Here is an 11,530-nt window from a genome sequence, read left to right on the forward strand (position 1 = left end):
TTTCTGTAATATACCCTGTGCTGATACGGTGATCGTAATCACTGCCCATACCCCCTTCATCCGATCGGTTTTATTGGGTAACTGCATCATATATCGCGGATCAGTTTGCGATAGCCTCAAGGATTCCGCCTGCCGGAACGCATAACATCCTTCATAGGCACGACGATAGATTTAATGACATGGATACATCCGGATCATAGATCCTGCGGTGTGTTGCGTGGGTTAGAAAGGAACGGTTGATGAACAAACCTGAACGAAACGAAACACTTAGAAATATTGCGATTATTGCCCACGTCGATCATGGGAAGACCACTCTGGTGGATACCATGTTCCGGCAAAGCGGACTCTTCCGGGAAGGGCAGCAGGTCGATGAAAGAATAATGGACAGTATGGATCTCGAGCGCGAAAGGGGTATTACCATCGCCGCCAAAAACTGTTCGGTCAGTTGGAAGGGCGTTAAAATCAATATCATCGATACGCCGGGGCATGCGGACTTCGGCGGTGAAGTCGAACGCGCGCTTTCCATGGCCGATGGCGCTCTGCTGTTGGTGGATGCATCCGAGGGGCCGCTTCCCCAGACGCGGTTTGTATTGAAAAAGACGCTGGAGGCGGGCCTGAAGGTCATTGTGGTGATCAACAAGATTGACAGAAAAGACGCGCGTCCGGCCGAAGTGCTGGATGAAGTATACGATCTGTTCATCGACCTTGGTGCGAATGACGAGCAGCTGGATTTCCCCTATCTTTATGCCATCGGCCGGCAGGGGATTGCGCAAATACGGCTCGAGGACAAGGGGGAAAATCTGCACCCCCTGTTTGACGCCATTTTGAAACATATCCCCGCACCGGCCCATACACCGGGTGCCTCTTTTCAGATGCTGGTGGCCGATCTGGATTATTCTGATTATATGGGGCGGCTTGCCATCGGAAAAATAGTCAATGGGCGGATCAGGATCAGTGACAGTCTCGTCTGTATCGGGGAGAAGGGCCGGCAGATCCCGCTGAAAATTTCCAAGCTTCAGATCTACGACGGATTGAATCTTAAAGTTGTCAATGAGGCCGATCCGGGGGATATCGTCGTTCTGGCAGGTATTGAAGCCGTTACGATCGGTGATACCATCTGTACCCGGGATTGCCCCAAACCTTTGAAGCGAATTGCCGTGGACGAGCCTACGGTGGCCATGAAATTTACCATCAATACGTCTCCTCAGGCCGGCAAGGAAGGAAAAATCGTTCAGTCCAGCAAAATACGCGAACGTCTCCTGAAGGAAACCCTGAGAAATGTGGCCATCAAGGTTGAGGAAACCGACAGCAGAGATGTCTTTCTGGTCAAGGGCCGGGGTGAATTCCAGATGGCCATTCTTATCGAGACCATGCGACGGGAGGGCTTTGAACTCTGCGTGGGACGGCCGGAAGTTATTTTCAGATATGAGGACGGAAAACAGCTCGAGCCCATCGAGCATCTTTATATTGACTGTGAGGAGACGTTTCAGGGGGTCGTGACTGAAAAACTGTCTCTGCGAAAAGGGAAAATGATCAACCTGGTCAACAATGGCAAGGGCCGCGTGAGAATCGAATTCAGTGTGCCGACCCGGTCCCTGATCGGATACAGAGACGAGTTTTTAACCGATACCAAGGGCACGGGCATTATCAATGCCTATCTGTCCGGATATGATCTCTACCGGGGGGATTTTCCCAGCCGCTTTACCGGTTCGCTTGTTTCAGACCGGTCGGGTGTGGGGGTGGCATACGCACTGTATAATCTCGAGCCCAGGGGCCGGCTGTTCATTGTTCCGGGTGAACCGGTCTATGAGGGGATGATCGTCGGGGAGAACAGCAAGGACAGCGATATGAATGTCAATCCCTGCAAGGGGAAAAAGCTGACCAACATGCGTGCCTCCGGTAAGGACGACAGCGTGATCCTGACGCCGGTAAAGGCTATGACCCTGGAGCGGGCCATACACTTTATCCGGGAGGATGAGATGGTAGAGGTGACTCCGATGTCCATCCGGCTCAGAAAAACCGAGTTGTCCGCACAAAAACGCTATACCCTGCGCGGTTCAAAGAAAAAACAGGAGTAGACCCCCGTTGATGTCCGTTTAAAACAGCCCGTTTCAGCTCGTTTACACGGGTTTGAAACTGAAGACCGGCAATTTTTTCTGGCCCCCTTGCTCCCGCTCGGGGGCCGGACTTTTTTGGATAATTCAACAGGGCCGGGACTTTGAAACTACACGTAAGAGAATATGGCCGCAGTGATGATCAAGTCCGATATTTGTAACGTCAGGGGTTACCTTGCATCCGGCATATTGATCATGCATCCTGCCACAGGTGCGGATGCGGTCTGCGGGTACGCAGATGATGCCGGGTGACTGGATGATACATAGTCATTCCAGTTAAATTTTGTCAACAGGGCGCGGAACTCGCTGTTGATATCTGCCGTGATCGTTATAGCTTCGCCTGTCACGGGGTGCATGAAGCTCAGCTCTACGGCGGCAAGCAGCAGGCAGCCGCAGTTGAACCGAGTTTTAAAAAAGGCATTATGCGCGTACTGGCCGTGTTTCGTGTCGCCGACAATTGGGTGTGCGATGTGTTTCATGTGGCGCCGCAGCTGATGCCGCCGCCCTGTTTCCGGCAAAAGCGCTACCAGAGAATACCGGCTGGTCTGGTATTTATCCACAGCAAAGGGAAGTTCAATGGTTGCCATCCGTTTATAGTTCGTGACGGCGGGATAATCGGTTTCTTTTTTCGAATCGTCGCGCAGGATGCGCTTATCGCGGATTTCTTTCAGACGGTAGTCGATTGTACCGCTCTTTTCGGTATATCCGCGCACCACCGCGATGTATTTTTTCCGGATGCGGCCGGTCTGAAATAATTGCGCCGTCTTGCCTGCGGCTTCGGAAGTCAGTGCAAACAATAACACGCCGGACGTGGGCCGGTCCAGTCTGTGGACGGGGTAAACCCGCTGTCCGATCTGATCCCGGAGGATTCGGACCGCTACCCTTTTTTCTCCTTTATCGATCGGGCTGGGGTGGACCAGTAAGCCGCACGGTTTGTTAACGGCTACAAAAAAGGAGTCCTGATAGAGGATTTCCAACGGTTCTGAAGGTCTCATGTGTTTGAAACGGCGTCCTGTGCGCTTTGTGGGCTGTGCGGACCGTAATTTGACAGACGGTCGGCAGGTTGTCTGTTGTGTCCCGCACAAAGCGGGCTCAGGTGATCATCAAGTGGCTTTTATAAACCGGACGGGTAAAATTGCAAGAAAAATATCCGTTTTACGATCGTTTCAGGGATGTCAGGATCATTCCGGCGGAGACCAGGATCAGGGAAACGACGACAGGGATATTGAGCGCTTCAACGTCCAGGAGTGCCGCGGAAAGCAGTGTTCCGCAAACCGGGATGAGAAACCGGTACACGGCCATTTTGCTCAGTGAATTGTATTTGATCAGGGCATACCAGAGGGGAAAGGCCGTTGCCGACACAAAACTCAGGTAGCCTGTAAGTGCCAGACCGGAAGCGGACAGGTGCACCGCCCCCGGGGAGTCGGTTGCAAGTGATACGGCAAGCAGCCCCAGGGCCCCGAAAAACAGTTGGTAGCCTCCCAGCAGCGGCGGGTAGATCCGCATGGCCGAGTGCTTTACAAGCACCATGGCCGCCACGGAGGCTATCGCCGCACACAGAATGAAGCCTTCCCCCATGAAATGAAATCCGGGGGAAAACGATGCCCTCGATACATTGATCAGGACCAGCCCCGAAAACCCCAGAAAAAGCCCGAAGGCGGTGGCGGGGGAAATCCGGTCGTTTTTGATGAATCCGTGCGAATAGATTGCCAGGATAAAGGAACCGGCCCCGTTGATGATCGATGCCTTCATGCCGGTGGTGTGGGATAGACCGATATAGAAAAAGATGTACTGAAAGGTGGTGTGCACCAGCCCCAGAACGAACACCGCGGCGTAGTCTTTTTTCCGGGGAAGTCGGATCGATTTGCCGAAAAGACGGACACCGGCCAGGATTATGACACCTGCCAGCAGAAACCGGTACGCGGCAAAATACAGTTTTCCCGCGGTGCTGCCTTCGATATCAAACAGCCTGAAACCGATTTTAACACACGGAAAGGCGCTGCCCCACAACAGGGAACAGACAATGACCAGGAGGATGACCACCGGAGGGAAGGTCAGCAGACGTTGATGGTTCATGGATGGTCTCGGTTCAGCTTTGGATCAGTTTGTATGAATTTAGAAAAACTGTTGTATATGCTTTTTAAAGCAATACAAGGTTATATTATTTTCACCCGCAAGGGCACAAAAGAATCAGTTGATCTATCACAAAAAACAAATTTGCCACGGATTTACGCGGATGAACGCGGATAAAAAAACAGCCAGGAGAAGCGGCAGCTATTATCCATAAAAAAAGATCCGTGCAGATCCGTGGCTGAATATTTTCACTTGAGTTCGGTTTCGAGAATTTGGGAAAACGATTTTCTGGCATGCCGTTCGATCCAGGGCCTGTGCCCGCAGCGTTCGAGCAGGATAAACCGGAAGTGCTTTATCGCGGCGGCCAGGGGCCTTCGAACGCCTTCGGCCGGATGGGGATCGTGGTCGCCGTGGATTGCCACCACCGGGCAGGTGATTTGCCCGGCGAGTTGAAGGAGGTTTCCGCTTCGTCTCAGCCCGGCTCCTTCCGGCCACACGCGTTCAAATATGTCCGCCCGGTATTCGATGGTTTCCGGTTCATCAAAGATCGGGTCATACGCATCCGTTTTTGAAAAAAGCTTACCGATAGAGGCAAATGCCCTGTTTTTATCTTCGGTGCCAGGATGGGTGAGTCGTTCAAACAGAGCGCAAACCCTGTTCCTTTCGTCATCACTGAGCCGGCTGAATCGGGTTTTCCGGATCTCTGCAACAAAGGAGTCCTCAAAAGGTCCGCTGGCAATGAGGATCAGTTTTTTGACCGTTTCGGGATACCGGGCGGCCAGAATGAAACTGAGCCACGCGCCCCATGAAAAGCCAATCAGGGTAACGGGAAGGTCAGCGGTTTTTTTCAGGATATTTTTCAGCTCTTCAACCTGCCCGTCAAGCGACCGGGCGGTTTGAAGCGGTTCCAGTACGCCCCATCCGGATGCGAGCCTGCGTCCGACCGGAGCCATTTCGCCTCCCGCTCCCGGGCCGCCGTGCACGACGGCTACGGAAAAAGGCGGTGATCCATAGGTTCTGAGGTTTTTCATAACGTCCATTTCATCCCGGCTGGCCTTTTCCCGAACCGTTGTAACGTTTCAGGGAAAGTCTTTCTGCGGTATCGTTCGTAACGGCAAACAGCGGGCTGCATTTCCGGATCACACCGCAGCCTTTCATCTGGTCATTTTCAGCGCTGTCGATGACACCTGCCTCCGGCATGGTGAGCCATTTTTTCTGAAACACGGCCCGATCCGCCGGGAGAAAATGATTTATCGTATGCCCGGATTCGTTCAAAGTCAATGTCTCGGCCATCTGTCAGGCCTTTTTTGTTTTCAACCGCAAAAGCAACGTCGCTTTGCCGCATGTTTCCCGCCATCCAAAAAATAACTTGACCTCTCCGTAGAGAGGTAATAAACAATGACGAAATATCAATTAAAAAGGGCAGGTATACAGAAAATGAGAGTTTTTTCAGGCAGATTTTATTATTTTTGGTACTATTGTTTTAGTTCCGGTCTGCCTGCGGTCCGCTGATAATATTCGATAACCAGTAATGAAAAGCCTCAGGCCGACCGGAAAGCCTGGGGCTTTTTTAGTTTACAAACGGAGAAATCATGATGCGCTTAGAACCTGCAACACTCGGCGGAAGACCACAAATTGCCGTTTCGGTCTCTGATGCAGAACCCAACGAAGTGGTTCATTCACGGGGAATTGATGTATTGGAAATTCGTGTGGATCAATTTGAAAACCAGGATTTGGACTATATCCTGGGCAGCATTTGCAGCCGGCGTAAAACCGGAATTCTGCTCCTGCTGACGGTTCGAAATGATCCTGCAGAAGGCGGGTGTGCGGGAATCGACGATGTGAAGAAGCTGAGGATATTCAAGGCTGCCGCCTCCCTGGTGGATGCGGTTGATATCGAACTGCGCTCACCGCTTTTACCGGAAGTGATAAATATCGCAAGGCAGCAACGTCTCATGACTATTGTCTCATATCATGATGTTGACCGTACGCCCCCGGAATCGGATTTGCGGGGTATCGTGGATCAGGCCAAAGAAAAAGGGGCCGATGTCGTCAAAATTGCGGTAAAAGCAAATTCATTGGACGATGTGCAAAAACTCATGTTATTTACGCTGCAAAATAAGGATCGAAATGTGATTATCCTGGCCATGGGACGTGTCGGAGCCATTTCCCGCCTGATATTTCCCCTGGCAGGTTCATTGCTGACCTTCGGCTATGTTTCCAGACCTTCCGCCTCCGGTCAGATTCCCCTGGATCTGCTTCAGGAAGATTTAAAGCGGTATTATGGGGACAGGCACTGACGGCCTCATGGACCCGTTCGAATCCGTTTTGGCCCCTCCTGCCGAACTGAAATCTTCAATAACGATTGGACCTTGACTTCTACAACCCTCGACAGGCGCCTGCATCACGCAGAAACCGTAGCTGTTGTGGGGAAAAATTATCGTATGTTCCCAACCTGTCGCCGGAATCAAAAAATAAGGTGCAGGCGATCATTTTTAAACCAATTAATGAGTCCATTTTTAAACTGCCACAGGGTTGATACATTTTCATGCCGCCGCTAGAATGAAGCCTCATTTGCGTGAAGAGCGGAGAGACCATCAACGAGCCGGAAGGCTCTATGCAGCAAAAAAGCGGGGCTCATCCCTTATGTGGGAGGAAAAGAGCTTTAAGTTTCTTCTTCCGGATGGACTCCTTAAATTTCTTATCTGCCCCATCCATAAATTAAATAATTCGCGGCTTCACGATCGTATGCTTCAGATATCACATCTTTTTTTCGGATATGCCTTGTAATATGAGAACAATGTATTGGAAATTTCATTCAGCCAAAAAAGTTAAGTTTTTACGCCGAGCCGTAACGGGGCTTTTGTGCAAAAGATTCGTTTATGCTTGAAAAACGGATAACGACGGCCGTTGTCAATGGTATTGACATAGGACCAAATGGATGGGTATGATTCAAAAAAATTACTGCATACAAGGATGGTTAGTTATATCAATCCGGAAACGGGGTGGTTTTTTCAAGTTAAGGCAAGTCGAATATTTTAACCACAGGAATTTATGGCGTATTTTGAGGGTTAAAATTTGAGGCGGACCTTTGGCAGGCGTTTAATTCAACAGGTCAAGCGCAGAAATTTGAAAAAACAGACATTTCCGTATGGGCACGGTTATGTCCACTCTATTGACTGATTAATGAAAAGCGTGAGATTCATGGGAGGAGCAATGGATTCTTTTTTAAAGAACGAAAACTTGTATAAGGCTCTGGATGAGAAAGTAGGGTTCAGAAATAAGAAGGCGATGGTCTATGAAAGCATCAAACAGAAAATCATCGAAGTAGCCCTTCCACCAGGCCTTCCCATCAATGAATCAGCTCTGGCCCGTATGTTGAATGTCAGCAAAACGCCGGTGCGGGAGGCAGTCCAGCAGCTGGAAAGAGAAAATCTGGTTGAAAACATTTCTGGTCGCGGATCTTATGTCACCCCTGTCTCGTTTGAATATATTCATGATATTTTTGAGATGAGGGAAGTCCTTGAATGCGGCGCTGCCAAGCGCGCCGTTCTGGTGGTGGATGGAGAGGAAATCCAATCCCGGATGGCCATGATGGAACAGTCGGAACCGTCCCTGCCGGATACGAGCCAGTCCGAAGGGGAAAACGCGGAAGACATCCATACGTATATTGTTCGGATGTTGCGAAACAAGGGGTTGATGATGGCCTACAGCCGGGTGTTGGATCATATTGCCAGAATCCGGAATTTTTTTGCAGATCGAATCATAGCGAATCGTTTTGATAAGATACGCGCCGAGCACATGGAAATTTATAAGGCATTGCTGGCCCGCGATCCGGACCGTGCAGAAAGGGTCGTGCAGGAACACCTTCGGAATGCGGCTTCTTATATCAAGAATGTCGTGCGGCTGTAGCACCACCTGAGGATGAATGCGATACGCCAATTTCTTCGACGGCCACCGGTTTTTTTCAGACTGCGCCGCATGGGGTGGATGTAAATATTGAATACGGATTCTGATAAATTCTGCTGAAAATAAAAAATACTCACACCGGTCTTAAGGGCGTATCCATTATGGCTGCGCCTTTTTTTTCGGCAAAAATGGATTCTTACTTCACCTGAAAATTTCTCAGTAAATCTGAAAAAGGGGTTCGCAATAAAAAGGAGATTTAAAATTCGGGCTTGATCATAGCTGCGGCCATAACGTTGTGAGGACCGTCCCGGTCGCTCCCGGCTTCTCTATCACGATACAGGGGGATGCGCCGGGGTCATGAAGCTAAAGCGCAAAAAATCGGCATCTTTTCCCCCGATCGTGCAATGTCGTACGCCGGCAACGGCCGGGATTTCGAAACTACACGTAAGAGAATATGGCCGCAGCTATGATCAGGCCCTAAACTTCAGGTAAAATTAGACGGATGCTGACGACGGATTGATTGAATCACGCTGTCGAGCTGTTGAAGAAAACGTGATCGGTCAGACTTTTTTAGCGGTGGGGGGCCGCCCGTTATCTCTCCTGCGTCACGAAGTTCTGACAGCAGGTCCCTCGTCGCGACCGCCTGACCGATGTTGTTTTCCGTGAACGGCTTTCCGGTTGAGCCAACTACCTGTGCGCCTTCCTTCAGACAACGGCTCGCAAGCGGGATGTCAGCGGTGACTACGATATCGTTAGGTTGCACGTTTTCCACAATCCAATCATCTGCCGCGTCGAATCCGTTGGCTACAACTTCGAGCGCTATCCATCGTTCATTCGGAATTCGCATCCAGGAATTGGCCACCAATGTGACCGAAAGGCGATATCGGTTTGCGACGCGGAACACCTCCTGTTTGACCGGACACGAATCAGCATCTACAAAAATGTGCAACAAATGAAACTCCTTACCATCACCCCGGAACTGGTCCGGGTGCCATCAAAGCATCCGAAGCTCCTGGAGTTGGAAACAATATCAGCATTGGTTACCTTTTGTTCTTCAGGCAGGAGCGGTGTTCCGGCACTATCGCATCGTTGACTTCAGCCGGATCTTTTCACCGGCAACCATGAAATTACCGCTTCCGAGATGATGAATCGTCCGAGGGTTTTTCACTGTAGGGTCGATCCACGCCTGGATGACTTCAACGACAAATAAGCAATGCCTGGCCGCCATCGCTGTGTCGGGCCCCGGCACTCGAGATTTGCAAAGCACTCCTCGATGAGAGGGGCGTCGACTTGTGCAGCCTGTCCGGCTGCATTTTGGGGGCGATGTAAAATGAATGACTCGATCCCTTGTGTTGCTGAGGAGTTTTGAGCCTTTTTGCCCGCGGGTTACATGAAAACAGGGTGTGTAGGTCCCCTTTTTCTCTCCCTTATCAATCGCATCAGATAAAAAAATGGTTACATATAATCGGTCGGGCTGGTACTCACAGTATCGCTTATGGCGGAAGCTGATTTGATTAAAAAATTCGCTGTGTCGCTTGTAGGAACGGATTTGCTATCTGTCCACCTTTTATCCTTGTACATGCAGAACTCTTCCGAGCAGGTCTCATGCGCTCCGGCAAAGTTTTTAAGCTTTTCCACGTCTGCATCCATTATCGGTTTCATTCTGTCATGTACCTTTTGAAATTCTGCCTCAACTTGCGTCAGCCACGCATCGGTTTCTTCACACACAGCCTTCACTGTTTCTACGCTGCTTCTGAGTTTACCGATTCGCTTGGACAGATATTTCCATTTGACCAGCACTCTGACCCATTTATCACAAGGCGCGGATTCCATTTTATCTGCTTCCTGCACCACTATGTTAAACTGCTCCATTGCGTGTTTAACCTTCCACCTGTATCGATCGAAATTTTCCACCTCTTTGCCAATTTCCTTGAGCTTGAACTTGATCTTTTCTTCTGGATTAATACCGTATGCGTTGAGTCTGCCCCCATGGCTCTTTTCCCGAAGCTTGTCGCAGGCCTTATTGCAGGCATTCTCTAACAAAACATTAAGGCCTGGTATCGGGATTTCACTAAACAAAAATGATAGGGTGGATTGAGTTGCTTTTCCAAAAGCCGACCCAAAAGCGGCCGGGCTCTGCACTGCCCGCCGAAAAGGGGAAACAAAGCCGGAGTGCAACATTTGTTTCCAGATGCTGGGGTTGGCAGAATAATCAGTAGCAAGCGCATCCAGATCTCGTGGCGTTCCTCTGTAAATAACGGTTCCATGGCCCGAAAGGCGATTTTTTGTTCGCTCTGCCGCCAGCGCCGGAGTGCTTGTCGTAAATGGATTCCATCCCATTTTTTATCTCCCTATTCTTACTTTTTTCTGAAAAACGATGGACCGATAATGGTTTTGAGATAAGTGCCCGTATCTGCGATGACGCCGGTTAAAATATTCCAGCATACCTGATAAGAATGTTTTAGCATACTGGAAACTAAAGGCAAGCCATTTGTCTTGGAACGGATGCGGAAATGATTCGGTATCAACATAGGTGATGAAAATCAGCCATTCTGACCCAATTTTTGCATTAAAAGTTATCACTAAGGGCTCGCTCAGAAATAAGTTCGAAATTTTAAGTGTTGAGGCGCCTGTCTGGCAAGGCACGAAAGTGCATGAATATCAAGCATATTCCGAGCTTTCGTAACGCAGCCAGACAGGATGCATCGGCGCTTAAAATGGGAAGTTATTTTTGAGTGACCCCTAAGCTGAAGGCTCAAAGCTGAAAGCTCAACAGGGCAAACCAGCTGCCACCTTAGTTGCTAAGCCATTCTGTCTTCACTCTCATGGCGCGTTCAGGATAATTTGTCGTTAATATATCAACATTAAATTGGATTAAATCTCGTATATTTTCCTCTGAGTCAACTGTCCATGCGTCTATTCGATACCCATTTTTATGTAGAATAGAAATTGTTTCAGAATCAAGAGCCAAGACAAGCTCTCCAGGATCTTCATTATTTCTTATGTTTTCTTTTGCCTCTTCAGTTAAATTTTCCATCTGAAAAGCAAAAGGACCTATATCCTTAGTGCCTAATTCTTCTGTTTTATTCATAATTTTAGTCGTTTTATCTTCTGTAGATCCAGCCATATAATTAGGATTCAAAAACAAAAGAGCAGGGATCTCAGGATGTTTTTTTTTATTCAGACATAGAAAACCATACCCTATGGGTATGGTCAGAGTTCAAAGGCTTTGCCATTTGAACGGCTCATTGATAAACCGAAGATGAGATCTCCCCACAACACATTAAGTGTTTATGATAGTAAAAAAGCTATGAACCCAAATAACGGTTGGGTTTTATTATATCAGATGGTTACATCTGAATTAATGCCATACTTTATCATATTACGAAACATTTGCTTTACTATATTTTTCTACCTTATTGAATTACACAAAA

10 protein-coding genes are annotated in these 11,530 nt (G+C 49.0%); 3 read left to right on the forward strand and 7 right to left on the reverse strand.

Features of this window, described 5'->3' with window-relative positions; translation table 11 throughout:
- Positions 1 to 239 precede the first annotated feature (239 nt).
- On the forward strand, positions 240 to 2,078 hold the full coding sequence (gene typA / locus PHQ97_07875) for a translational GTPase TypA (protein MDD4392643.1): 1,839 nt from the start codon (positions 240 to 242) through the stop codon (positions 2,076 to 2,078).
- 206 nt (positions 2,079 to 2,284) lie between these two features.
- On the opposite strand, the gene PHQ97_07880 is transcribed toward typA, so the two are convergent.
- The 4 genes from PHQ97_07880 to PHQ97_07895 all read right to left on the reverse strand — a co-directional run bounded on the left by PHQ97_07880 (position 2,285) and on the right by PHQ97_07895 (position 5,480).
- Positions 2,285 to 3,109 (reverse strand): pseudouridine synthase, encoded by an 825-nt coding sequence (locus PHQ97_07880; GenBank protein MDD4392644.1) that lies wholly within the window; start codon positions 3,107 to 3,109, stop codon positions 2,285 to 2,287.
- 160 nt (positions 3,110 to 3,269) lie between these two features.
- Positions 3,270 to 4,190, reverse strand: coding sequence for a DMT family transporter (locus PHQ97_07885; GenBank protein ID MDD4392645.1), 921 nt, complete (start codon positions 4,188 to 4,190; stop codon positions 3,270 to 3,272).
- Between the two features lie 245 nt (positions 4,191 to 4,435).
- Entirely contained in the window at positions 4,436 to 5,218 is a 783-nt protein-coding gene (locus PHQ97_07890; GenBank protein MDD4392646.1) for an alpha/beta hydrolase, read from the reverse strand.
- Between the two features lie 10 nt (positions 5,219 to 5,228).
- Entirely contained in the window at positions 5,229 to 5,480 is a 252-nt protein-coding gene (locus PHQ97_07895) for a hypothetical protein (protein ID MDD4392647.1), read from the reverse strand.
- A gap of 299 nt (positions 5,481 to 5,779) precedes the next feature.
- On the opposite strand from PHQ97_07895, the gene aroD reads away from it, so the two are divergent.
- Both aroD and PHQ97_07905 read left to right on the forward strand, forming a co-directional pair.
- A complete protein-coding gene (gene aroD / locus PHQ97_07900; protein MDD4392648.1) occupies positions 5,780 to 6,487 on the forward strand; it encodes a type I 3-dehydroquinate dehydratase in 708 nt (235 codons plus the stop codon).
- A 916-nt stretch (positions 6,488 to 7,403) separates the two neighbouring features.
- Complete coding sequence (locus PHQ97_07905; GenBank protein MDD4392649.1) at positions 7,404 to 8,099, forward strand: GntR family transcriptional regulator; 696 nt, start codon at positions 7,404 to 7,406, stop codon at positions 8,097 to 8,099.
- 481 nt (positions 8,100 to 8,580) lie between these two features.
- Here the strand turns inward: PHQ97_07905 and PHQ97_07910 are convergent, their stop codons facing one another.
- From PHQ97_07910 to PHQ97_07920, 3 genes are all read right to left on the reverse strand, one after another.
- On the reverse strand, positions 8,581 to 9,048 hold the full coding sequence (locus tag PHQ97_07910) for a YaiI/YqxD family protein (protein MDD4392650.1): 468 nt from the start codon (positions 9,046 to 9,048) through the stop codon (positions 8,581 to 8,583).
- A 503-nt stretch (positions 9,049 to 9,551) separates the two neighbouring features.
- The gene (locus PHQ97_07915; protein ID MDD4392651.1) at positions 9,552 to 10,436 is read right to left on the reverse strand and encodes a hypothetical protein; all 885 of its coding nucleotides are present in this window, start codon (positions 10,434 to 10,436) and stop codon (positions 9,552 to 9,554) included.
- Positions 10,437 to 10,890: 454 nt separating this feature from the next.
- Positions 10,891 to 11,223: a hypothetical protein gene (locus PHQ97_07920; GenBank protein MDD4392652.1), complete on the reverse strand. Its 333-nt coding sequence runs from the start codon at positions 11,221 to 11,223 to the stop codon at positions 10,891 to 10,893.
- Positions 11,224 to 11,530: the final 307 nt, after the last annotated feature.

It is taken from the genome of Desulfobacterales bacterium, assembly GCA_028704555.1.
GTDB lineage: Bacteria > Desulfobacterota > Desulfobacteria > Desulfobacterales > JAQWFD01 > JAQWFD01.